Origin of the sequence: Aeromonas sp. FDAARGOS 1405, from assembly GCF_019048265.1 — a bacterium.
In the GTDB taxonomy this organism is placed as follows: Bacteria; Pseudomonadota; Gammaproteobacteria; order Enterobacterales; family Aeromonadaceae; genus Aeromonas; species Aeromonas veronii_A.
Map to the genome: position 1 here is coordinate 2,536,878 of NZ_CP077311.1, position 22,039 is coordinate 2,558,916.

General features: G+C 59.9%; 20 protein-coding genes and 2 tRNA genes. 11 read left to right on the top strand and 11 right to left on the bottom strand.

Going from position 1 to position 22,039, the window contains the following annotated elements; genetic code table 11:
* Positions 1-24: 24 nt before the first annotated feature.
* From I6L35_RS11980 to I6L35_RS12005, 6 genes are all read right to left on the bottom strand, one after another.
* Positions 25-1,017, bottom strand: coding sequence for an ABC transporter ATP-binding protein (locus tag I6L35_RS11980; RefSeq protein ID WP_005353824.1), 993 nt, complete (start codon positions 1,015-1,017; stop codon positions 25-27).
* An 11-nt stretch (positions 1,018-1,028) separates the two neighbouring features.
* A complete protein-coding gene (locus I6L35_RS11985) occupies positions 1,029-2,048 on the bottom strand; it encodes an ABC transporter ATP-binding protein (protein WP_042054504.1) in 1,020 nt (339 codons plus the stop codon).
* A complete protein-coding gene (locus tag I6L35_RS11990; protein WP_005347708.1) occupies positions 2,045-2,965 on the bottom strand; it encodes an ABC transporter permease in 921 nt (306 codons plus the stop codon). Before I6L35_RS11990 ends, I6L35_RS11985 begins: the two co-directional genes overlap by 4 nt.
* 1 nt (position 2,966) lies before the next feature.
* Positions 2,967-3,950, bottom strand: coding sequence for an ABC transporter permease (locus I6L35_RS11995; protein WP_005353818.1), 984 nt, complete (start codon positions 3,948-3,950; stop codon positions 2,967-2,969).
* Positions 3,951-4,068: 118 nt separating this feature from the next.
* Positions 4,069-5,754, bottom strand: a complete 1,686-nt coding sequence (locus I6L35_RS12000; RefSeq protein ID WP_216978270.1) for an ABC transporter substrate-binding protein — start codon at positions 5,752-5,754, stop codon at positions 4,069-4,071.
* Positions 5,755-6,169: 415 nt separating this feature from the next.
* Positions 6,170-9,607: an ATP-binding protein gene (locus tag I6L35_RS12005; protein ID WP_216978271.1), complete on the bottom strand. Its 3,438-nt coding sequence runs from the start codon at positions 9,605-9,607 to the stop codon at positions 6,170-6,172.
* Positions 9,608-9,856: 249 nt separating this feature from the next.
* On the opposite strand from I6L35_RS12005, the gene I6L35_RS12010 reads away from it, so the two are divergent.
* Both I6L35_RS12010 and I6L35_RS12015 read left to right on the top strand, forming a co-directional pair.
* Positions 9,857-9,932: transfer RNA gene (locus I6L35_RS12010), tRNA-Gly, on the top strand.
* A 57-nt stretch (positions 9,933-9,989) separates the two neighbouring features.
* Positions 9,990-10,063 (top strand) — tRNA-Cys (locus I6L35_RS12015).
* 48 nt (positions 10,064-10,111) lie between these two features.
* Here the strand turns inward: I6L35_RS12015 and I6L35_RS12020 are convergent.
* Complete coding sequence (locus I6L35_RS12020) at positions 10,112-10,405, bottom strand: hypothetical protein (protein ID WP_005347702.1); 294 nt, start codon at positions 10,403-10,405, stop codon at positions 10,112-10,114.
* A gap of 212 nt (positions 10,406-10,617) precedes the next feature.
* On the opposite strand from I6L35_RS12020, the gene I6L35_RS12025 reads away from it, so the two are divergent.
* The 9 genes from I6L35_RS12025 to I6L35_RS12065 all read left to right on the top strand — a co-directional run bounded on the left by I6L35_RS12025 (position 10,618) and on the right by I6L35_RS12065 (position 17,776).
* Entirely contained in the window at positions 10,618-10,818 is a 201-nt protein-coding gene (locus I6L35_RS12025; protein ID WP_005334863.1) for a YbfA family protein, read from the top strand.
* Between the two features lie 422 nt (positions 10,819-11,240).
* Positions 11,241-11,504, top strand: a complete 264-nt coding sequence (locus I6L35_RS12030; protein WP_005334862.1) for a DUF2282 domain-containing protein — start codon at positions 11,241-11,243, stop codon at positions 11,502-11,504.
* Between the two features lie 72 nt (positions 11,505-11,576).
* On the top strand, positions 11,577-12,425 hold the full coding sequence (locus tag I6L35_RS12035; RefSeq protein WP_216978272.1) for a DUF692 domain-containing protein: 849 nt from the start codon (positions 11,577-11,579) through the stop codon (positions 12,423-12,425).
* On the top strand, positions 12,418-13,170 hold the full coding sequence (locus I6L35_RS12040) for a DNA-binding domain-containing protein (protein ID WP_216978273.1): 753 nt from the start codon (positions 12,418-12,420) through the stop codon (positions 13,168-13,170). Before I6L35_RS12035 ends, I6L35_RS12040 begins: the two co-directional genes overlap by 8 nt.
* Complete coding sequence (locus I6L35_RS12045; RefSeq protein ID WP_158112124.1) at positions 13,167-13,610, top strand: DoxX family protein; 444 nt, start codon at positions 13,167-13,169, stop codon at positions 13,608-13,610. The genes I6L35_RS12040 and I6L35_RS12045 overlap by 4 nt, the downstream gene beginning before the upstream one ends.
* Before the next feature lie 97 nt (positions 13,611-13,707).
* On the top strand, positions 13,708-14,187 hold the full coding sequence (locus I6L35_RS12050) for a GNAT family N-acetyltransferase (protein ID WP_216978274.1): 480 nt from the start codon (positions 13,708-13,710) through the stop codon (positions 14,185-14,187).
* A 91-nt stretch (positions 14,188-14,278) separates the two neighbouring features.
* Positions 14,279-15,580, top strand: coding sequence for a PAS domain-containing methyl-accepting chemotaxis protein (locus I6L35_RS12055; RefSeq protein WP_216978275.1), 1,302 nt, complete (start codon positions 14,279-14,281; stop codon positions 15,578-15,580).
* A gap of 180 nt (positions 15,581-15,760) precedes the next feature.
* Positions 15,761-16,315, top strand: a complete 555-nt coding sequence (locus I6L35_RS12060) for a DUF3332 domain-containing protein (RefSeq protein ID WP_216978276.1) — start codon at positions 15,761-15,763, stop codon at positions 16,313-16,315.
* 87 nt (positions 16,316-16,402) lie between these two features.
* The gene (locus I6L35_RS12065) at positions 16,403-17,776 is read left to right on the top strand and encodes an HD-GYP domain-containing protein (RefSeq protein WP_019446713.1); all 1,374 of its coding nucleotides are present in this window, start codon (positions 16,403-16,405) and stop codon (positions 17,774-17,776) included.
* A 77-nt stretch (positions 17,777-17,853) separates the two neighbouring features.
* Here the strand turns inward: I6L35_RS12065 and I6L35_RS12070 are convergent, their stop codons facing one another.
* The 4 genes from I6L35_RS12070 to I6L35_RS12085 all read right to left on the bottom strand — a co-directional run bounded on the left by I6L35_RS12070 (position 17,854) and on the right by I6L35_RS12085 (position 22,028).
* Positions 17,854-18,912, bottom strand: a complete 1,059-nt coding sequence (locus tag I6L35_RS12070; protein WP_042054492.1) for an FUSC family protein — start codon at positions 18,910-18,912, stop codon at positions 17,854-17,856.
* 62 nt (positions 18,913-18,974) lie between these two features.
* The gene (locus I6L35_RS12075) at positions 18,975-20,720 is read right to left on the bottom strand and encodes a bifunctional molybdopterin-guanine dinucleotide biosynthesis adaptor protein MobB/molybdopterin molybdotransferase MoeA (protein ID WP_216978277.1); all 1,746 of its coding nucleotides are present in this window, start codon (positions 20,718-20,720) and stop codon (positions 18,975-18,977) included.
* A complete protein-coding gene (gene mobA / locus I6L35_RS12080) occupies positions 20,717-21,361 on the bottom strand; it encodes a molybdenum cofactor guanylyltransferase MobA (RefSeq protein WP_216978278.1) in 645 nt (214 codons plus the stop codon). The genes I6L35_RS12075 and mobA overlap by 4 nt, the downstream gene beginning before the upstream one ends.
* Positions 21,333-22,028, bottom strand: a complete 696-nt coding sequence (locus tag I6L35_RS12085; RefSeq protein ID WP_005362120.1) for an energy-coupling factor ABC transporter ATP-binding protein — start codon at positions 22,026-22,028, stop codon at positions 21,333-21,335. The genes mobA and I6L35_RS12085 overlap by 29 nt, the downstream gene beginning before the upstream one ends.
* Between the last annotated feature and the right edge of the window lie 11 nt (positions 22,029-22,039).

The window sequence follows — 22,039 nt, forward strand, 5'->3', positions numbered from 1 at the left end:
GTCCGGCCGGTCTAAGGCTCACCCTCACTCGTAGAGGTAGCAACGCACGAAGTGGTTGTCGGCAAGCTTGGTGATGGGGGGCAGCGCCTCCTTGCAGCGGGGCATTGCCTGATTGCAGCGCCCGGCAAAGGGGCAACCGCAGGATTCCGGCGTCCAGAGCGGGATCTCCCCCTTGCGGCCTCCTTCCAGCTCGGCGTGGATGCTCTTCTCCGGATCGGGCACCGCCGAGATGAGCAGCTGGGTGTAGGGGTGCTGCGGGTGGTGCAGGATCTCGTCCACCTCACCCCACTCCACCATGTGCCCTACATACATCACAGCCAGATCTTCCGCCACATAGCGGGCGGTGGCGATGTCGTGGGTGATGTAGAGCATGGAGACGCCGAGCTCGTTCTTCATCTGCTCCATCAGGTTGAGGATGCCGATGCGAATGGAGACGTCGAGCATGGAAGTCGGCTCGTCCGCCAGCACCACTTCCGCCTCCACCGCCAGATTGCGGGCGATGTTGACCCGCTGGCGCTGGCCGCCGGAGAGCTGGTGCGGATACTTGGCCGCGGTCGCCTTAGCAGGAGTCAGGCCGACCTTCTCCAGCAGGGCGTAGACCATGTCGGGCAGCTCTTTCTTGTCGATCACCTTGCTGTGCAGCAGCAGGGGGCGGGCGATGTGGTGATAGATGGTGTGGGTCGGGTTGAGCGAACCGAACGGATCTTGCCACACCATCTGCACGCTCTGGCGATAGTCCAGCAGGGCGGTGCCCTTGTTGAACTCCTCCAGATCGTGGCCGCGATAGAGAATGCGCCCGGCACTGAGCTTGTACATCTTGGCGATGATCTTGGCGATGGTGCTCTTGCCGGAGCCCGACTCCCCGACCACCGCCAGGGCGCGGCCCCGGTGCAGGTTGAAGGTGATGTCGGAGAGCGCCCGCATCTTGCCACTCTTGATGGCATTGGAGTTGATGGGGAAGTCCTTGTAGAGGTGCTGGACTTCGATGATGGGTGCATCGGTTTTGGCGATTTGCATGACAGACATCCTTAACAGCCAGCGGCCTTGTCCAGATAGATCACGGAATCTTGTTGCAGCCCCTGCTCTTCATAGAGGTGGCAGGCGGTCTGTTGCCCGGGGCGGATCTCGGCCAATCTGGTGTACTCCTGACGGCAGCGATCGTGCACCTTGCCGCAGCGGGCCTGAAAGCGGCAGCCGACCGGCACCTCCAGCAGGTTGAGTGGTGTGCCCGGGATCCCCTCCAGCACCTTCTTCGGCCCGTGCAGGGGCGGGAAGGAGTTGCCGAGCCCTCTGGTATAGGGGTGCAGCGGCGCGGTCAGGATCGCCTTGGAAGGAGCCACCTCCACCAGTTCACCGGCATACATGATGCCGATGCGATCGCAGAACTCCACCATCAGGGAGAGGTCGTGGGTGATGAACAGGATGGAGAAGTTGAACTTCTCTTTCAGGGCATAGACCTTCTGCAGGATCTCCCGCTGTACCACCACATCGAGCGCCGTGGTCGGCTCATCCATGATGAGCAGCTCGGGGTTGAGCGCCATGGCGATGGCAATCACCAGCCGCTGGCGCATGCCGCCGGAGAACTGGTGCGGGTAGTCCTTGAGCCGGCTCGGGTGGATATCGACGATGGTGAGCAGCTCCTGGGCGCGCTTGATCGCCTCGTAACGGGTCAGGCCGGGGTTGTGGGCCAGCAGCACGTCGCAGAACTGCTCCTCCATCCGCAGCACAGGGTTCAGGGCGTTCATGGCGGACTGGAACACCACCGACACCTGTTGCCAGCGATAGGAGCGCAGCCGCTCGTCGTTGTAATGGAGGATGTTCTCCCCCTTGAACAGGATCTCGCCACCGCTGATGTAGGCGGGCGGCTTGTGCAGCCGGGCCACCGAGAAGGCGACGGTGGATTTGCCGCAGCCTGACTCACCGGCGAGGCCGAAGATCTCGCCCTGTCTGATATCGAAGCTCACCGAGTTGACGGCGCGCACGTCGCCATTTTCGGTGATGTAGTCGACGCAAAGATTGCGTACTGACAGCAGGGGATGCTTGTTCATGCTGTCTTCTCCTGTGCTGTGGCAACCGGAGTGGTGACCGGCGCCGCGAGTTTCTTCCAGCGGCTCAACCCTTTGTGGGAGCGCAGCTGCGGGTTGGCAATTTCGTCGATGGCGAAGTTGAGCAGGGCCAGACCGGCACCCAGAGTGGCGATGGCAAAGCAGGGAGCCAGGATCTCCCACCAGGCGCCGACCAGAATGGCACTGGAGGTCTGGGCGTTGTAGAGCATGATACCCCAGCTCACCACGGTCGGGTCGCCAAGCCCCAGGAACTCCAGGGTCGCTTCGGTGACGATGGCGTAGATGATGGAGCCGATGAAGCTCACTCCGATGATGGAGATGAGGTTGGGCAGGATCTCCACCAGAATGATGCGCCAGGCCGGCTCGCCCAGCACTTCGGCGGCGATGACGAACTCTTTCTCGCGCAGCGCCAGGGTCTGGGCACGGATGACCCGCGCGCCATAGGCCCACGAGGTCAACCCTATTATCACGGCAATCACCGCCGGTGACGCCTCCCCGATAAAGCTCGCCAGCACCAGTAGCAAGGGGAGGTTGGGGATCACCAGCACCACGTTCATCAGGAAGGTGAGGCATTCATCCACCAGACCGCCGAAGTAACCGGCAGTGATGCCGATGGCGACGGCTAGGGTGCAGACAAGCAGGCCGGCGCTGAAGCCCACCAGCAGCGAGATACGGGCACCGTTGGTGAACTGGGCCCAGATATCGTGGCCCATGCGGGTTGACCCCATCACGAACTCGGCACTGGGCGGCTGGTGGGGGCGAGCCACCCGTTTGGTCGGCTCGTTGCTGGCCAGAATGGGGGCAAAGAGGGCCATCAGCACGAAGGCAACCACGATGGCGAGGCCACAGGCAGCCTTCTTGTTGCCCAGCAGGATTTTGAGAATGGTCGGCATACGCATCTTATTTGCCTCCTGTACGCAGACGGGGATCCAGGAAGACGTAGAGCACGTCGGCCAGGAAGTTGAAGCTGAGCATGGTGATGGTCATGATGAGCAGCTGCCCCTGAATGAGCGGGTAGTCGCGGGCCAGAATGCCCTGATAGAGGGTCAGGCCCAGGCCGGGATAGTTGAAGATCACTTCGGTGATGAGGGAGCCACCGATGACGAAGCCGAGCGCCATGGAGAGGGCTGTGACGCTGGGCAGAATGGCGTTGCGTGCACCGTAGTTGAAGATCACCCGGTTGCTGGAGAGCCCCTTGGCCTTGGCCATGGTGATGTAATCCTCGCCCAGCAGGTTGATCATGTTGTTGCGCATGGTGATGAGAAAGCCCCCCACCTGTACCACGGCCAGGGTCAGCACCGGCATGATGGCGTGAGTCATGATGCTCTTGATGTGCTCCCAGCCCCAGTCAGCCTTGATCTCCGGGCTGTAGGCGTAGCCGATGGGCAGCCACTCGAGGCTGACTCCGAACAGGAACAGGGCGAGCAGGGAGACCACCACAGGCGGAATGGCCTGCATCACCAGGGTGAGCGGGGAGAGAATGCTGTCCATCCGGCCGCCGCGATACCAGGCGGCGAAGATGCCGACGATGGAACCGATGGAGAAGCTCAGGATGGTGGAGGTGCCGACCAGAAACAGGGTCCAGCCGATGGCACGGCCCAGCACGTCAGAGACCTGCTGCGGGTAGAAGCGCACCGAGGTGCCGAGATCCCAGGTGAAGACACTCTTCACATAGGTGAGAAACTGGGTGCCGATGGGGCCGTCGACAAAGCCGAAGGTGGCTTTGAGGGCTTCCAGGGCGGCGGGTTCCATCATGGCGCCAGCGCGGGCAAACATCACGGAGACAGGATCCCCTGGCATGGCACGGGGTAACAGGAAGTTGATGGTGGCGGCTACCAGAAAGGCAACCAGATAGAAGGAAAAGCGTCTCAGTATGAATCCCATGATAGTACCTTTTACTGCAAGTCTGCCCCGCGTCGGGTATAGCTACCCCAACCCCGGCAAAGCCGGGCAAGAAGGGGATTAACGGGGAAGATGGCCCCCCGCAGGGGGCCGGGATTGTTTAGCTGTTTGGCTTGAGGGACAACACGTGCAGCAGACGCTCAGGGGTGTCCGGGTGGAGCTGAGGTTTGGCTACCGGGTTATCAGCGCTGAACCAGCCGTTGAAGCGCTTGGTGCTGTACTCATACCAGGTCGGGTTGTTGAAGACCGGAATGATGGTCTGGTTGGCACCAACACGATCCTGGATGGCGAACATGATCTCCTTCTGCTTGGCCGCATCGGCGGTCTGGGTGAAGTCATCGATCAGCTTGTCGAGCTCGGGATCCTTGTAACGGGGTGCGGCGAAGCGGTTGCCGCGCTCACCCATGTTGCGGGAGTGGAATGCAGTCTCGAAGTACTTGTGCGGGTTGGCACCGGCAAAGTAACCCTGCAGGGCGACATCGAAGTCACCGGTGATCAGGTTCTCGGTCCAGACGGTTGCTTCCGGGGTGGCGGTCTTGGCGTTCAGGCCCAGTGCCTGCAGCCCTTCTACACCGATCTGTACTGTGTTGACCCAGTCGGTCCAGCCGTTCGGTACCAGTACCTTGAACTCGATCTTTTTGCAGCTCGGGGTGTCGAGGAACTTGTCGCCGTCACAATCCTTGTAGCCTGCCTCTTTCAGCAGGGCCTTGGCCCCTTCCAGATCGAACTTGTTGTACTTGCCGTACTTCTTGTCCACTTCCGGGTTGTTCCAGGAGTCAAAGGCTTTGCCCAGACCTGACGGGTACTCGTTGACGGTGGGGTAGCCGTAGCCCGCGATATCCACCATGGACTGGCGGTCCATCGCCATGGAGAAGGCGCGGCGGAAGTTGATGTCGTTGAAGGCTTCGTGGTTGCCCGGGTTCTTGGTCTGGAAGTTGACGTTGAACGCCACGGTACCGGAGGCCGGGAACCAGTATTTGTTGTTCTTCGGATCGTTGCCGACGTAGAGGCGCTCGATATCCGGCACGAAGGAGCCGAACCAGTCGATGTCACCCTTCATGACAGCAGCCAGCACCTGATCGTTGGTGGCCATCTGCGGCATACGCAGACAGTCGATAGCGAGGTTGGCGTTATCCCAGTAGTGCGGGTTGCGGCACTGGGTATAGAGCTGGGCGGAGAAGTTGTCCACTTCGGTGAAGGGGCCAGTACCAACCGGCTTGTCGTTGGTGAAGGCAACCGGATCTTTCACCGATTTCCACTGATGCTCCGGCACGATAGGTACCAGCACCAGATCGTTCACCACGTTGGTGTTGACCTCGGTCAGGTCGAATTTGACCTTGTTGGGGGCCAGCTTCTCGACGCTCTTGATCTGGGTCCAGATTGAGCGCTCATCCAGCGCCTTGTTGGCCTTGACCAGATTGAAGGAGAAGATGATGTCATCGGCATCAAAGGCTTCGCCGTCAGACCACTTCACGCCGTCACGCAGATCGAAGGTGACGGATTTCAGGTCATCGCTGAACGCATAGTTGGTGGCCAGACGATAGACGGGTTTGCCCCCTTGCATATCGTTGAAGATCACCAGCGGTTCATAGATGAAGTGACGGGTGGTGTGCAGCAAGCCCGCTTGCAGGAAGGGGTTGAAGTTCTTGACCCAGGCGGTTTCCTGCTGTGCGACCATGGTCAGCACGGTTTTGTTTTCTGCGGCCATGGCGTTACCGGCGGCACCGGCAAGCATCATGGTTCCCAGCATTACAGCGGTAGAGATTTTGGATACTTTGGCAAGCATATGTTTTCCTTTCTTATTTTTTGGCATTCCCGAGGGTTCGCCTTGTTTTGTGTGAGCACCGGTTTCGCATGCTGATGAAATCGGCCCTCTGTGTTGGTCAGGTGTCTAACCTTTGTCGTTCTGTTTTCCAACGCCCTAAGCAAACCAGAATTAACAGGAAAACAACAACTATTGATTTCGTTGTTTTCGTAAAAATTGACGGTGTTACGTCAATCTCGTCAAAATCGATTTTTATCTGTTTAAAATCATTTGTTTGCGTTATTTGCTCTCGCGTAAAAAGTGGCTGTGAAAATGGCGTATATGACAAATTTGTGAATTGGATCTGCTCTCGGTTTCGGGATCGGGCGGGGCTTTGTTTTGCATAAAAAGAAACCAGATTGCCAATTGTGATCCGGCGCCCGTTTAGGGCGCCGTGTCACGGTTTGCGGTTGGCGAGTTGACGCAGGGTCTGTGCGCTGTGCTGCAACTGCTGGCGCTGGTGGTCATTGAGCGGGCAGTGGCCCAGCACATACTCGGTGGTGGCCACCACCGTCTTCCAGCGTGGCGACTTGGGCAGGGTGTCCAGACTCAGGTATTTGTCGAGGGTACGGGTCTGCGGGCTGGATCTGTCCATATAGACCCGCCACAGCTTGCTCTTCTCTGCCAGCACAATTTTGCCCTTGCCGGTCCCCTGCTGCCAGGCATCCAGGGTGAGCTGCATGGTCTCTACCAGCGCACGGCGCAGCGGCTCGTCATCCTGCTGGCGAATGAGGTCGTCGGCCAGCGAACGGAACTCGCCACCCAGGCGGCTCAGCTCGCCCAGCAGCTGTTCATCTTCGATGATGGCTTGCCGCGAGAGGTTCTTGAGGGCGTTCTCCAGCGCCATTACCCGGTTCTCATCCTGACGCAGCTCGGTACTCAGAGTGAGGGCGAAAGCTGCCTGTCCTCCGAGCGCGATGGGCAGGGCACGGGCGTTGAGCACATCTTTTTGCCCGGCCACCAAAAATTCCAGATTGTGTTCCCGTTCGCTGGCAAGGTCGGGCCACTGATGTTGCAGCGGGGTGGCGAGCCACTCATTGAGGGGCTGCCCCTCCATGGCTTCCGGCTCCTGTCCCAGCAGGCGCGCCAGCACCCGCGAGGCAAACAGCACTGTGCCCTGCTCGTCGATAAAGATCATGGGGTCGGCCCCTTCGCCGAGCAGGGCCAGCAGCCGCTGCTGATCCTGATGCAGTCGATCCTGCAGGGTGAGGCGATGTTCGATCTCCTGCTTCAATAGCCGGTTCTCTACCAGCGAGGCGCGTCCGGCCTTGGCCTCCAGCAGTGCCTTGACCCGGGCAAACAGCTCTTCTTTGCAGAAGGGTTTGACCAGATAGTCGTTGGCACCGGCCCCGAAGCCCTCCTCGATATCTTTGGGTTGGTTGAGGGCGGTGAGCAGCAGCACCGGCAGCATATCTTTCGGGTGCTGCTGGCGCAGGCGGCGGCAGACGTCAAAACCGGAGAGGGTGGGCATCATCACATCGAGCAGGATGAGATCCACCTGCTCCTCGGCCAGCTTGGCCAGCGCATCGTGACCGTCGCTGCTGGGCAGGATGCGGTAGCCGCAGGGCTGCAGCAGATGGCGCAGGATGTGCAGGTTGATGGGCTCGTCATCCACCACCAGAATGAGCGGCGCACCCTCGGGGGGAGGGGGCAGATCGTCGCTCTCCCAGTCCGGCAGGATCAGAGGTTGCTGGCGCACCAGCTGATGCTCGATCTGGCGGCTGTCGAGAGTCAGATTGGCCGCTTTGCCGGTGGCAAGGGGCAGGGTAAAGGCGAAGGTAGAGCCAACGCTCGGCTCGCTCTCGACAAACAGCTCGCCCCCCATCAGGTGCACCAGCTGGCGGGTGATGGAGAGGCCAAGGCCAGCCCCCTGCTTGCTTACCTCCGGGCTCATCTGCACCAGCGGCTCGAAGATGTGTTCCAGATGATCGGGGGCGATGCCGATGCCGGTATCCGTGACCTTGATGCGCAGGAAGTTGTTCTCGACGATGGCACTGAGCACCACCTTGCCCTGCGGCGTGTACTTGATGGCGTTACCCACCAGGTTGTAGAGCACCTGTTCGAGCCGCTGCTCGTCGGCCAGCACCGGCGGCAGTTCGGCCGGGCTGATATCCACCAGAGTGAGGGGTTTGGCCTGCACAAGATGCTGGCAGAGATCCAGCACCAGCCGGATAACCCCTTTTGATGAGACGGGTTGTGAGTGGATCTCCAGCTGGCCGTAGCGCATCTGGTGGTAGTCCAGCAGATCGTCAACCAGACGGGCCAGGCCGTCGGCGCTCTTGATGATGAGGCCGAGCTGTTTTTGCTGCCCTTCGGTCAAATCCTGCTGGCTGGCGAGCATGGACTCGGCCATCCCCTTGATGCCGTGAATGGGGGTACGCAGCTCGTGGGAGGTGTTGGCCAGCAGTTCATCCTTGAGTTTGTCCGCTTGCTGCAGGCTAAGGTTCTGCTTGTGGGTCAGTTTGACCTGCTGTTGCAGCTCCTGGGTCTGCTGTTCGATCAGTTCGATCTTGTCCTTCACCGAGCGCTGCATATGGCGAAACGCTTCGGCCAGCCGGTCGATATCATCGCCGGTGCGCTCGATGGCGATGGGGTGATCCAGCGCGCCGTCGGCCACCTGCTCGGCTGCTTCGGTCAGGGATCGCAGCGGCGCCGTGATGGAGTGGGAGAGCCAGCGGGAGAAGAGGATCAGCAGCAGCACCGAGCCTGCACCCAGCACAATCACCAGGGTTTCCAGCTGGCGGATCGGGGCATAGGCTTCCCGGGTGGAGATCTCGGCGATAAAGGCCCACTCGGTATCGAACACCTTCACCTGGGTGTAGGCAGCCAGCACCTCGTCATCCTGATAGGAGTGGAACAGCCCGACCCCCTGCTCGCCGGAGAGAGTCTTGGTGATGAGGGGCGTTTGCAGCGGCCGGAAATTGGGGCTGAAGCTGTTCTCGACGCTGAACTGTGGTGCCAGCCAGGCATCGGCGCGCATCCGCTTGTCCGGGCCGATCAGTATGGTTTCGCCGGTCTCGCCCAGCCCCTCCCGCTCCGCCATGATCTGGTTGAGCTTGTCCGGCAACAGCTCGAAAATCACCACCCCGCGCACATAGTCGTATTGCATCACGGGGGCTGCCATGTAGGCGACCACCTGCCCGGTCAGCTCGTTGCGGCCAAAATCGGTGAACTCGAAGATCTGCTGTGGTTTCTGGCCACCATCGAGGCGCCGTTTGATCTTGGCAAAGGTCTGGCCCAAGCCACTGCCCTGATAGGGGCCGGAGAGCAGATTGGTGGCAAAGTTAGGGTGCTTGGTGACCGAATAGACCACATCACCGTTGAGGTCCACCAGAAAGATGTCGCTGTAGTTAGACTTGCGCACCATGTCGGCATAGCCGCGATGAAAGCGCTGGTGCACCCGGCCATACATCTCGTCGGCGAGGATCAGCGCCGTGATGGAGGGTTCGATCTCTACTTGACTGTCCGGTTTGCGCAGTTGATCCCAGGAGCCTGGCAGATAGCGGGCCTGAGCACGGCTGCGGGCCTCCTGCGGTGTGGTGCCCAACTTCTCGAAGGCGCCGGTAAAGCCATAGAAACGGCCGATACTGTTGCCGGCAAAATCCTGCTGGGAGAAGTTGATGATCTGCTCTTTGAGGTTGTTGAAGTAATCCTCGAGCTGACTCTTCTTGATATTACGAACGGAGACCAGATGGTTGGAGGTCTGGGTGGTGAGATCCTTGCCGTGGCTGTATAGGAAGAAGAGGGTGATGACCAAAAAGGGCACCATGCCCAACATGAAAAAAGCCAGCATTAACTGCGGCCTGAGCCCACGAAGCGTGAAGATCCCTTTCATCTTGTGATTTTCAATTGAGAATCCGGTTATTAAGCCGCTCAAGTCTCGAACGAAAGCGTAATCATTTCAACGACTTTATCCCAAATTCGCTTGGTGGGTCACAGCTGGCTGGAGAAAAATGCAGCAAGGCGTTTAAACCCTGAGCAAACAGTCTGCATCAGGGCTTAAATTGCGAAAAAGGGGTTGTGCTGGCGCTCGTGGTACGTATAATGCGCCTCGTTGTCAGGCAACTGGCACGAAAGCAGTAACGCGGGAATAGCTCAGTTGGTAGAGCACGACCTTGCCAAGGTCGGGGTCGCGAGTTCGAGTCTCGTTTCCCGCTCCAATTTTCCATCGCACCAACGATGGAACTCACTTTCAAGACAATCAGTCTTGTCAGCATGGCGCGTTAGCAAAGCGGTTATGCAGCGGATTGCAAATCCGTTTAGTCCGGTTCGACTCCGGAACGTGCCTCCATATTTTCTCTGTTTATCTCAATCATCACTCTTCGAGTCTGAGCTTTGGTCAGTATCCTTGCTGTACCAGTAACTGTTCGCAGCCAGCCTGTTTCCACTCGCGCTCGAGATAGTGGCTCACATCCGCCATGTTTTGCCCCCGATATTGAAACTGCACCTCGGCACTGTGCTGGTTGAGATCCGCAATCCGTTGCTTCAGTGTGCCGCATTGCCACAGGCTGACGGTGGGCACGCCCCGTTCGGCCAGCACGATGGCATCTTCCCGATTCAGTTGCCACTCCTCCAGTTGTGCTCGTGTCAGGGCAACCATCAGCACCAGCAGTGCCACTTCCGGCAGTTTCATGCGTGTCTCCCTACTGCATGTTTTTCCCCTGATAACTGTGGCAAAGCGCACGATTTTCGCAAGTTTGTTAACTGTTGGTTAATGACGTAACCCGTTTTCAGTATTTCCCGTTTTTCACCATTTTTTATAAAAAAAATGCGTTGGTGATGTAGTAATCCTACATGGAGTGGGGTAATCTTTGCTCAGTGGTCTTACCAGTAAGGAGTTACATCATGTTTCATCCCTTTTCCCTGACTCAGATTATTCTTCGTCGCATTTATGTATTGCTGGTGGGCATTCTGGCTTTCCCCGTGATGCTGTTTCGCAGCGATCGTGCCCGCTTCTACAGCTATCTGCACCGGATCTGGAACAAAACCAGTACCAAACCGGTGTGGCTCAAAATGAGCGAGCGTGGCGAGCGGATCTTCTACTAAACCCCATTCGCACCATGTGCAAAAAGAGACAGCCAAAGCTGTCTCTTTTTTTATCTGCTTGCCGCAACTCCTGGTCCCCATTTGTTTGTTGTTTGTTTCTTGCAAGTTGCATCCAGCCCTGCCTGTTGGCGGGGCTTTTTTATGTCTGACGCATCTCTTTTGATGGAAGCAGTGAAGAAGATTAACGGGATGAAAGCACCATATGGCACTTTTCCCGTTCATTAATGGGTGGTCGTCGAGACATTTTCAATGATGAAATAGCTGTTTAAAATCAATTGATTGAATATTTGCCTTTGGGTTTTTTAACTCTTTTTGTGTTTTTTTGAAAGGGAATATCCCGTTTGCCGGTTCTATTGCAGGTACCCGGTTGCGACAAATCGGGGATATCAGCAACATCCAACGACATCAAAAGGAACATGAACATGAATGTTAAAAAAAGCACTGCTATCGCCTCCGCCATGACCGGTCTGCTGGCGCTGGGCGCCCAGTTTATCGCGGCACCAGCAATGGCTGCCGATGAAAAGGAGAAGTGCTACGGCGTGGTCAAGGCCAGCAAAAATGACTGTGCGACCAAGAGCAGCTCCTGCGCCGGTACTGCCAAGGAAGATGCTCAGGGTGATGCCTTTGTGGTGATGCCCAAAGGGCTGTGCGAGAAGCTGGTCGGCGGTTCGCTGCAACCCAAGTAAGAGACATCGGGCAGGGGATGGCCAATGGGTCGCCCCCTGCATCTTCTCTGATTGGCGAAAGCGAGTCTTGCGATGAACCCTTTGATTGGTATCGGATTACGCACTCCCCATTACGATGAGATCCGGCAAACCCTGCCGGCAGTCGGTTGGCTGGAGGTGCACAGTGAAAATTACTTCGAATGGCACAGTCACGGTTTTCAGGTGCTCGCCGAACTGGCGCAGCACTACCCCGTCAGTCTTCACGGCGTTGGCATGTCCCTCGGTTCTGCCGACCCGCTCGATCCGCACCATCTGCAGCAGTTGTCGACACTGGCCGCGGCGATCAAACCGGTACGGATCTCCGAACATCTCAGCTGGGGCAGCATTGGTGGGCGTTACTTCAACGATCTGCTGCCGGTGCCCTATACCCGAGCCTCCCTGCGCAACATGAGCGACAAGATCCAGCAGGTACAACAGACCCTGGGTTGCCGCATGTTGATTGAAAATCCCTCCTCCTATCTGCAACTGCCCGGGGAGATGAGCGAGTGGGAATTTCTGGCCGAGCTGCAGCAGCGCAGCGAATGTGGCATCCTGCTCGACCTCAACAATCTCTATGTCAGTGCCTTCAATCACGGTTTCTCTTGCGATGAGTATCTGGCGGCGATCGATCTCGCCACCGTCGGGGAGATCCATCTGGCCGGTTATACCGAGAAACAGCTGCCGGAAGGCTCCCTCTATATCGATACCCACAGCGTCCCTGTGGTGGAGCCGGTCTGGGAACTCTATCGCCAGATCTGCCGCAAGCAGGCCATTCCCACCCTGATTGAGTGGGACCTCGAGATCCCGCCGCTGTCGGTCTTGCTGGCAGAGGCGGCGAAGGCCGGCGCCATTCTGGATGAGGCGCGTGCCATGAGTGCACCACGGGAGGTGGCCCATGGCTGAACTGGCACAGCTGCAACAGCACTTTGCCGATGGTCTGCTGGGGGCGCCTGACGCCATTTCCCCTCACATCAGCTCCCGGCTCTTTTCTGCCGAATCTGTGCTGCAGGTCTATCGCAACCACTTCATCCTGAGCCTTGGCGAGGTGCTGGCGAGCAGTTATCCCGCCGTCAAGGCTATGGTCGGGGATGACTTTTTTGCAGCGGCGGCCCGTGGCTTCGTATTGGCCGAGCCGCTCAGGGAAGGGAGCGTCATGCATTATGGTGCCGGATTTGGCCAATGGTTGGCCCGCTTGCCGACTACAACCGGGCTGCCCTGGCTGGAGGCGCTGGCTCAGTTCGAATGGCAGCTTGAGCGTGCCAGTCTGCTGCCGCTGGAATCACGCTGCTGGCCAGCCGAGCGTCTGGCCGCATTATCGCCGCAACAATGGGAGCGGCTGCGGCTGTTGCCAGCCACGGATCTGCTGCTGGTTGCCAGCGATTATCCGGTGCTGGCCCTGTGGCAGATGGCGCTGCACTGTGGTGAAGCGGTGGAGGTGCTTGATGTCCCCGTCTGGTTGGCACTGAAGAAACAGCCGGATTGCCGGGTTGCCCCCTTGCCCCTGACGGCGGGTGAGTGGGCGCTGCTACAGGATTGTCTCGCTGGTACGGCGCTGGTCGATCTGCTTGCGGCCGACCCTGCGGCCAGTGAACATCTCACTCGCCTGATAACCCTTGGTCTGCTGGTGGATATGGAGGTAATGCCATGATGGCAAACAAATGGCTGGCGCTGGCCAGCTCGAGTGGTGATTTGCCGCGCTGGAGCAGTGCTGGTGTGCTGTTGTTGGCGCGGCTTTGGGTCGCCTCGGTTTTTATCACTTCAGGCTGGCTCAAGCTGACGGCGTGGGATTCCACCCTCTATCTGTTTGAATCCGAGTATCAGGTGCCCCTGCTGCCCTGGTTGTGGGCTGCTTATCTGGGTACGGCGACCGAGCTGCTGTTGCCGCTCTTCCTGCTGGCGGGGCTTTTTACTCGCCCGGCCGCCTTGCTGCTGTTTGGCTTCAATATCATGGCGGTGATCTCCTACCCGACCCTCTGGGCGGGTGGCTTTTACGATCACCAGCTGTGGGGCTGGATGCTGCTGATCCTTATCATCTGGGGCGGCGGTGTGCTGAGCCTGGATCACTGGCTGACACGTCGCAGCCATTGATTTATCAGTGATTTCCCCAATGACAAAGAGCGCCACAAGGCGCTCTTTGTCATAATGACGGCCGGCGAAATTTCCCATGAGAGAAAAGGAGCAGCCAATGATCATTCGTCAGGCAAGGGCCGCAGATATTCCCACACTGGTGGCGCTGCGCATGGAGCTGTTTTGTGAGGTCGGTGAGTTGGTGACGCCGCAGGCAGACCCGGCCTTGTGGCAGGCCACCCTTGACTACTTTACCCGGGCGATGAGTGAAGAGAGGGCTCTATCCTGGCTGGCTGAGGCCGATACGCAGGAGGGCGGCAAACAGATCGTGGCGGCAGGGACGCTGGCATTGTTTGAACGGCCGCCCTATCCCGGCAATCTGGCGGGGATGGAGGGGTATCTGCTCAACATGTATACGCGGCCACAATGGCGCCAGCAGGGGATCGCCACGGCGCTGCTCGATGCCATAACGGCCTTTGCCAGATCGCGTCAGCTGGGAAAGGTGTGGCTCCATGCCAGCGAGCAGGGGCGTCCACTCTATGAGCGGATCGGCTTTGTCGCCAATCCGGCCTATCTGGAGTGGGATCTGGCACCTTAATCGATGGGACCCCGTTATCCCTCTGCTTTCTCGTCTAAAGTTCATGCAGATGTGATGTAGTTGTAAACAGGTAACAGAGGGGCAGGGCAAGATGTTCAACTTCAAACTCAAAGCGGAATTACAAGCGTGTCAAATGCAGTTGGCCCAGGCCCAGGCATTTATTGATGCAGTAAAAGTCGGTGTCGCTACCATCAGTTTCACACCAAGTGGCGAGATCCTCGAGGCGAACCCGCTGTTTCTGAGTGTGGTGGGCTATAGCGAGCAGGAGGTGATTGGTAAACACCACCGGATCTTTTGTGATGCCCACTACGCCCAGTCATCCTCCTATGCCCAGTTTTGGGAACAGTTGCGTCAGGGGCATTCCCACAGTGGCATCTACCAGCGCATTGACAAACATGGCAGGGAGTTGTGGCTGGAGGCTACCTACTTCCCGGTCAAGGTTGAGGGCAAGGTGGTCAGGGTCGTCAAGATAGCCTCCGATATCACCGAGAGTTATCAGCAGTTGAGTCGTCAGAAAGCGATCATCTCGGCACTCGATCGGGCACTCGCCATTATCGAGTTCACCCCCAAGGGGGAGATTGTGACGGCCAATCAGAATTTCCTCTCCTGCGTCGGTTACTCCCTTTCGCAGCTCAAGGGGCAGCATCACAGGCTGTTTTGCGATGAGAGCTTCTATCACGAGCAACCTCACTTCTGGGACGATCTGGCCCACGGCCAGCTCAAGTCGGGGCTGTTCAGTCGTCGTGACAGCCACGGCAACGAGATCTGGCTGGAGGCTACCTACAACCCCATCAAGGATGAGAGCGGCAAGGTGGTCAAGGTGATCAAGTTTGCCAGTGAGGTGACAGAGCGGATCAAGCGCTCCCAGGCAGTGAGCGAGGCGGCCAACATAGCCCAGACCATTTCGCAGGAGACCACCCGCTTTGCCGAAACCGGGTCTGAACTGCTGGCGGCATCGGTTGCCATCTCCAGCGCCATTTCCGAACAGGTGAGCCGCACTTCCGGTCTGATTGGCCAGCTCAATGAGCAGTCGAAAAGCATTGAAGCCATCGTATCTACCATCAGCAGTATTGCCGAGCAGACCAATCTGCTGGCCCTTAACGCCGCCATTGAGGCTGCCCGGGCCGGCGATCAGGGGCGCGGCTTTGCGGTGGTGGCCGACGAGGTACGTCAGCTGGCTGCGCGCACCTCCCTCTCGACCGGCGAGATCGCCAGCGTGGTTCAGAAAAACCGCGAACTGACGGCCCAGATCACCGGCAACATCAATGAGGTGGCCACCAGTGCCCAGCGTGGCAAGGAGCAGATCGGCGAGGTGAGTGGCGTGATGTCACAGATCGAGCAGGGCGCCATCAATGTGACCGAGACAGTCTCCAATCTGGCCATCGGCTCCTGACGGTTATTGGTTGTTGAACGAGGCACCGAATGGATGATTATTCCATCGGTGCTTATTTATTGCTCACTTGGCACGCCAATCTGAACCCCTCCTGTATCACCCCGCCATTGTGAATTGTCCTCTTCTGGCCCCTTGATTAGGCTTGCCGCCTCATTTATTTCAGAGCAGGAACAGAACACGATGGCATTACAACAGAAGGGGCGGGCAATGGCCCTGCTGGTTATGGTCGCGAGCATGGGTCTGGGCGGCTGTATGGGGCAGATGGGGCTTTCCGGCATGGTCACCAAGGGCAACCTGAGCGTGGTGGATAACCGTTACGCTCGTGCCGGGGTCTTTATGCTGCTCTCCCCTGTCTACGGTCTGGCCGCGACCGCTGACCTGTTTGTGTTCAATACCATCGAGTTCTGGTCTGGCAAGAACCCCATCACCGGCAAATCTCCGGCTGTGGTGGACATGAGAGCCGATCCGGTGATCAAGGTGAACCAGCATCTGGATCCGGCCCTCAAGACGGTGCCGCTGGCCATGCTGCCACAAGGGGTGCGCGAGGTGGAGATCAGCTACCCGGACGAGCATACCGCCCAGATGGAGGTGCACTATCTGGATGGTCGCCGCAGCATGATGCGTGGCGAGAAGCGTGGCGAGTTGATGGATATCTACTTCGATGGCCGCTTTGTCTCTACCCTGAGCCGTGCGGAGCTGGAAGAGCGGGCTAATCAGGGCAAGGTTGCTGCCTAAATTCAACTGAATCCAGATCGATCCAGCTTCAGATGGGGTATACCTAATCTGCTGGCAAAATCGCCATGATGTCTAAGGGAGTAGACTATGACGGTGAATGGATTGCGATTGGCGGAGTTGATTGGTTCCCTCAGTCATGCGCTCGATATGACTGAGGGGCAACCAAGAGGACACTGCATTCGCTGCTGCTGGATAGGTTCCCGTTTGGGGGAGCGGCTGGGACTGGACGCCCGTCTGCGCCATGATCTCTACTACACGCTCCTGCTCAAGGATCTTGGGTGCAGCAGCAATGCTGCCCGTATCTGCGAGCTCTATCTCACCGACGATCTTCACTTCAAACGCGATTTCAAACTGGTGGATGGCTCCCTCTCCGAGGTAGTCAACTTTGTGCTGGGCCACACCGGCTTGCAGGCGGATCTGCTGGGACGTTTTCGTAGCCTGTTTCATATCTTTCGCAACGGTGACCAGATTGCCAACGAACTGATCCAGACCCGCTGTCATCGGGGGGCGGATATTGCTCGCCAGCTGCGTTTCAGTGACGAGGTGGCCGATGGCATCCTCTCCCTTGATGAACACTGGAATGGCAAAGGTCGGCCCCTGCAACTGGCTGGCGAGGCGATCCCGCTCTTCTCGCGCATTGCCCTGCTCTGTCAGGTGGTGGATGTGTTTCACGCAGCCGCAGGTCCGGATGCGGCGCTCAAGGAGCTGCGCGAGCGCAGCGGCAGCTGGTTTGATCCGGCGCTGGTTCGGGAATTTGAAGCGCTGGCCGACGAGGAGTTCTGGCAAGGGCTGGCCGATCCCCGACTGACCGAGTGGGTGCTGGTCCACCCGGCCGGACAGGGGGAGGTGGCGCTGGATGAAGATTATCTGGATGAAATCGCGGCCGCCTTCGGGCAGGTGGTGGACTCCAAAAGTCCCTACACCGCGGGTCACAGCGGCAGGGTTGCGCTCTATACCGACATTCTTGCCACCCAGATGGGGTTGTCCGAGTCGCGTCGACGCTGGCTCAAGCGGGGCGCCTTGCTCCATGATGTGGGCAAGCTCGGGGTGAGCAACGCCATCCTCGACAAGCCGGGCAAGCTCGATGCGCAGGAGTGGGCGGCGGTGCAGATGCATGCCGCCTACACCGAGGAGATCCTGAGCCGCATCGGCGCCTTCGAGGAGCTGGCGCAAGTGGCGGGCGCCCACCATGAGCGGCTCGATGGCAAGGGCTACCCCAAGGGGCTGAAGGGGAACGAGATTACCCTTGAGACGCGCATCATCACCACAGCCGACATCTTCGATGCCATCACCGCCAAGCGCCCCTATCGCGGCGCCATCCCTGTGCCGCAGGCGCTGGAGATGATGGCGGAGAATCTGGGCACCGCAATAGACCCCGACTGTTTTGCCGCCCTGCAGGCGGGTATTCAGGATTTCTCCCTCTACCTCACCACCGAGCAGCCGCTGGCCAATGCCAGTTAAGATTTGCTGCCTTCATGGCCCAAACGGCCAGTCAGACAGCAAAACGCCCCGCCACTGCGGGGCGTTTTGCATTGGGTCTAGTCGGGCTGCTTGCGATGGGGCGGGGTGAGGATCAGCCCCAGCAGGCGGCGCAGGTGGGTGAGCTGTTCGGTCAGCTGGACGTTGAGCCAGAGGTAGCCATTGATGGCCGCCTCTGCGTTGGGCGGCAGCGATACCTGGGTCGCCACCTCGTGCAGGCGGGCGATGGCGGCATCGGCCCCGCGACCGTCACCGGTTTGCATCATCAGGGCAAGCTGGTTGATCGCCTCCTCGGTGGCCAGATGGCAGGCTTGCAGCGCAGCCGTGCTCTGCATCAGAAAGTGGCTCTCCCGATCGTTCCAGTAGGTGTTGGCCAGCATCTCAAGAGTGCAGAGGGTGTTGCGCATGGTGACCTGCACCGCATCAAACAGGGCGACGCTGTGGCGCGTCTCCTTGGCCGCAGGGGCCAGCAGGGCCCGCAGTTTGCCGGTCTGGGCCAGCAGTTGGGAGAGATTGTGCTTGAGGCGCGGGCGCTCCAGCACATTGGGGGAGAGGTGGGTGTGATAGAGCCGCCCCGACTGCTGCAGGATCTGGTGCAGTTGCAGCCGCCAGTGGCTGTAGGCCCGCTGGGGGTAGATGCTGCAAAAGAGCAGCGCCAGCAGGGAGCCCAGTATCACGTCGGCACTGCGCCACAGCGCCGTCTCTATGTCCCCCGGCATGGCCCCCATGGTGACTCCCAGGGTGATGCCGATCAGCAGCCCCACATAGGGGCGCTTGCCGAGGGCCAGATAGCCGCAGAGGAACATGATACACCCGCACCAGATCAGGGTGAGTGGCAGGGAGTAGATCTCGAGATAGAGCGCCACCACCCCGCAACTGGCGCCGAAGATGGTGCCCACCACCCGCTGCAGGGCGCGGGAGAGCACATTGCCCCAAAACGAGATGGGGCCCATCACCACCACCAAGGTTATCAGCGGCCAGGTGCTCTCCGGCAGTTTCAGCTCGCGGGTCAGCAGAAAGGTGAGCATAAAGGCGAGCGCAATGCGCAGGCCATGGACGATCCGGTAGCGGCCATAGACCAGCAGATCGAGTCGGGAGAGGGGGGCATCAAGACGCACAGTCTGCCTCCTGTCAGGTGGGTGACGGGGCGGCGTGCATCCGGCCGACGCCCCGTCGGGATTCAGGCCAGTCGTCCCTGCAGGGGGTGGATCCAGACCCGCTCGCCAACGGCGATCCCGGGTTGATCCGGTACGATTTCAATCAGACAGTTGGCATCGGCCATGGAGCTGAGAATGCCGGAGCCCTGTGGCCCTGTGGTGCGCACCCGCAGCTGGCCGTTACGGTCCTGATGGAAGATGCCGCGCAGAAACTCGGTGCGCCCCGGGCGGCTCTTCATCTTCTCGTCCGCCAGTGCCGAGAGGCGCAGCGGCTGCCACCGCTTGCCTTGCAAGCGGGCGATGGCAGGCTCGACAAACTGCAGCACGCAGATCATCGCCGCCACCGGATTGCCCGGCAGGCCGAAGAAGGGGGTCTGCCCCAGCTTGCCAAAGGCGAGCGGGCGGCCCGGCCGCATCTGGATGCGCCAGAAATCGATCTGGCCCAGCTCCGCCAGCACCAGCTTGATAAAGTCGGCGTTGCCCACCGAGACCCCACCCGAGCTCAACACCAGATCGGCGCTGGCGGCGGCCTGCTCCAGCTGCTGGCGCAGGATGGTCTTGTCATCGGGAATGATGCCAAGGTCCATCACCTCACAACCGGCGGCGCGGATAAGTGCCATCAGGGTGAAGCGATTGCTGTCGAAGATATGGCCGGGGGCGAGCTGCTCGCCCGGCGCCTGCACCTCGTCGCCGGTACTGAACAGCGCCACTTTCAGCGGGGTGCGCACCGTGAGACAGGCCTGACCGAGTGATGCCGCCAGCCCCAGCTGGGGGGCACCAAGCCAGGTCCCGGCCGGGATGGCGACCGCGCCCTTGGCGAGATCTTCGCCGGCCAGGCGCACATTCTGCCCTGCGCGGATCGGGGCGGTGACGGTGACCCACTCACCTTCAATCAGTGTCTCTTCCCGCATCACCACAGTATCCACCCCGGGGGGCAGCGGAGCGCCGGTCATGATCTGCACCGCCTGACCGGCCAGCACAGGCTCGTGGCGCTGCTGGCCCGCCAGCACTTCCCCCACCAGTTGCCAGCGACCGGCGGCGAGATCGTCGCCGCGCAGGCCAATGCCGTCCATCGCCGAGTTGGCGTGGGGCGGCACATTGATGGGGCTGATCAGATCGGTGGCCAGCACGGCGCCGTGGCACTCGGCCAGCGGTTTGTCGCTGCAGGCGGTGCTCGGGGTGAGAGCTGCCAGAATGGCGTTGCGGGCCGCTTCGACCGACAAAAAGCCGTTGCCAGCCTCCGGCTCCTTGCTCTGGCAGCCGTCAAGCCAGCTGCAGACGAAGTCGGCGATAGCCTCAAAGTCGTTGATATCGAGTTGCGGCAGGGTGGTCTCTGCCGGCTGATCGCTGGCCAGCGCTATGATGTCCCGGTCTTCGGGGAAGAGCAGCGGCTTGCCAATCTCGGCGCGGTGCAGCTCGATTTTCGGGAAGTGTTCGTGCTTGAACCCCTCGACCAAGAGCAGATCGAGCTCTGTCTGATCGAAGCTGGCCAGCAGCTGGCGAAAGTCGGCTTCGGCCAGCTCGGTTTCAATGATGCGAGCGTGGCGACAGCGGGAAGCCACCATCATCTGCTGGGCCCCCGCCTTGCGCAGGCGGTAACTGTCCTTGCCCGGCTGGTCGATATCAAAGTCGTGGTGGGCATGTTTGAGCACCCCGATGCGCAGGCCTCGATCCACCAGCAGGGGGATCAACTGCTCCAGCAAGGTGGTCTTGCCGGTGCCGCTCCAGGCGGCGAAGCCGAGCAGGGGAAGAGTGGGGGCCGGGGTCATGAGGTGACTCCTTGTTGGGGGTCGATAGCCGGGGCAAGCAGACGGGCCTCGTAGGCAGCCAGCTCGGCAGGGCTATTGAGATTGATAAAGGCATCCGGCTGATCGGCAAAGCTCACCACCGCCATATGGTGGCGGGCAAACCAGATATCGATTTTGCGCTCACCCTCTGCCAGTGCTGAGGTGAGGGAGGGGAGCAGGGATTTGTGCAGCAGGGCCACCACGGGTTGCAACCAGTCGCCGTCGTGGGCCACTACCAGCTCGGTCTGTGGGGTCAGGGCGGCGCGAAAGCGGCTCATCAGATCCAGCGGCAGTGCGGGGCCGTCGCAGGGGACAAACAGCACCCAGTCGTGACGGGCGGCAGCAAGACCTGCCTGCATGCCCGCCAGCGGGCCGAGATAGTCGTTGTTGTCATCGCTGATGACCGGAGCTAGCGCCTGATAGCGGGCCTGACTGCGGTTGGCGTTGATCAGCACCTCATCCACCTGGGGGCGCAGCCGTGCCAGAACGTGGTCGATAAGAGGGCGTCCCGCCAGTGCTACCCATCCCTTGTCTTCGCCTCCCATCCGGGTGGCGCGGCCTCCTGCCAGGATCACTGCTGATACGGCAACGGGATCAGAGTGGCTGTCGCTTTTTGAAGTCATGTCGCTCGATGATTTTTAAAGGGGTCGTCTCTTGCAGCTGGCCACGGGCGAGGGTCCATTGCCGCTCGCACAGGTCGGTCAGGGCGTTGCTCTGGTGGCTGATGACGACCAGGCCGCTGCCATGTTCCCGCAGATCTTGCGCCAATGCGGCCATCAGGGCAACCGAATGTGTGTCCAGATTGGCGGTGGGCTCATCCATCAGCAGAAAGGCCGGTTGCAGCGCCCAGGCGCGGGCCATCGCCAGCCGTTGCCGTTCGCCACCGGACAAAATGCTGATGTGCTCCCGCGCCAGCCCCTCCAGCTCGACCCGGCGCAGCGCCTCGAACACCCGGATCTCGCTGCCGAGTTGTTTATCGAGCGCCCAGGCCACGTTGTCGTGCACTGTGCGATCGAACAGATAGGGGGTCTGGTGCAGATAGGTGACCCGGCCCGGCCCCAGATCCCGCTTGAGCAGCCGGTTGAGCCGCTGTTGCCAGCGTCCCGGCAGATTGGTGTGGCCGCGGGTAGGTGCCAGCAGCCCCGCCAGGATCTTGAGCAGAGTGGTCTTGCCCACCCCGTTGGCTCCATGCAGCCAGATGGCATCCCCTGGTGCGATGGCGAGCCGGTCAATCTCGAACAGCTGGCGCTCGCCAAAGCGCATCGTCAGCTGGTGGGCGGTCAGAGCCATGGGGTACTCCT

What these genes read in the sequence shown, in the direction of transcription:
- I6L35_RS11980 (WP_005353824.1), bottom strand. Translation starts at nt 1,017, where the DNA reads ATGCAAATCGCCAAAACCGATGCACCCATCATCGAAGTCCAGCACCTC.
- I6L35_RS11985 (WP_042054504.1), bottom strand. Translation starts at nt 2,048, where the DNA reads ATGAACAAGCATCCCCTGCTGTCAGTACGCAATCTTTGCGTCGACTAC.
- I6L35_RS11990 (WP_005347708.1), bottom strand. Translation starts at nt 2,965, where the DNA reads ATGCGTATGCCGACCATTCTCAAAATCCTGCTGGGCAACAAGAAGGCT.
- I6L35_RS11995 (WP_005353818.1), bottom strand. Translation starts at nt 3,950, where the DNA reads ATGGGATTCATACTGAGACGCTTTTCCTTCTATCTGGTTGCCTTTCTG.
- I6L35_RS12000 (WP_216978270.1), bottom strand. Translation starts at nt 5,754, where the DNA reads ATGCTTGCCAAAGTATCCAAAATCTCTACCGCTGTAATGCTGGGAACC.
- I6L35_RS12005 (WP_216978271.1), bottom strand. Translation starts at nt 9,607, where the DNA reads ATGAAAGGGATCTTCACGCTTCGTGGGCTCAGGCCGCAGTTAATGCTG.
- I6L35_RS12020 (WP_005347702.1), bottom strand. Translation starts at nt 10,405, where the DNA reads ATGAAACTGCCGGAAGTGGCACTGCTGGTGCTGATGGTTGCCCTGACA.
- I6L35_RS12025 (WP_005334863.1), top strand. Translation starts at nt 10,618, where the DNA reads ATGTTTCATCCCTTTTCCCTGACTCAGATTATTCTTCGTCGCATTTAT.
- I6L35_RS12030 (WP_005334862.1), top strand. Translation starts at nt 11,241, where the DNA reads ATGAATGTTAAAAAAAGCACTGCTATCGCCTCCGCCATGACCGGTCTG.
- I6L35_RS12035 (WP_216978272.1), top strand. Translation starts at nt 11,577, where the DNA reads ATGAACCCTTTGATTGGTATCGGATTACGCACTCCCCATTACGATGAG.
- I6L35_RS12040 (WP_216978273.1), top strand. Translation starts at nt 12,418, where the DNA reads ATGGCTGAACTGGCACAGCTGCAACAGCACTTTGCCGATGGTCTGCTG.
- I6L35_RS12045 (WP_158112124.1), top strand. Translation starts at nt 13,167, where the DNA reads ATGATGGCAAACAAATGGCTGGCGCTGGCCAGCTCGAGTGGTGATTTG.
- I6L35_RS12050 (WP_216978274.1), top strand. Translation starts at nt 13,708, where the DNA reads ATGATCATTCGTCAGGCAAGGGCCGCAGATATTCCCACACTGGTGGCG.
- I6L35_RS12055 (WP_216978275.1), top strand. Translation starts at nt 14,279, where the DNA reads ATGTTCAACTTCAAACTCAAAGCGGAATTACAAGCGTGTCAAATGCAG.
- I6L35_RS12060 (WP_216978276.1), top strand. Translation starts at nt 15,761, where the DNA reads ATGGCATTACAACAGAAGGGGCGGGCAATGGCCCTGCTGGTTATGGTC.
- I6L35_RS12065 (WP_019446713.1), top strand. Translation starts at nt 16,403, where the DNA reads ATGACGGTGAATGGATTGCGATTGGCGGAGTTGATTGGTTCCCTCAGT.
- I6L35_RS12075 (WP_216978277.1), bottom strand. Translation starts at nt 20,720, where the DNA reads ATGACCCCGGCCCCCACTCTTCCCCTGCTCGGCTTCGCCGCCTGGAGC.
- mobA (WP_216978278.1), bottom strand. Translation starts at nt 21,361, where the DNA reads ATGACTTCAAAAAGCGACAGCCACTCTGATCCCGTTGCCGTATCAGCA.
- I6L35_RS12085 (WP_005362120.1), bottom strand. Translation starts at nt 22,028, where the DNA reads ATGGCTCTGACCGCCCACCAGCTGACGATGCGCTTTGGCGAGCGCCAG.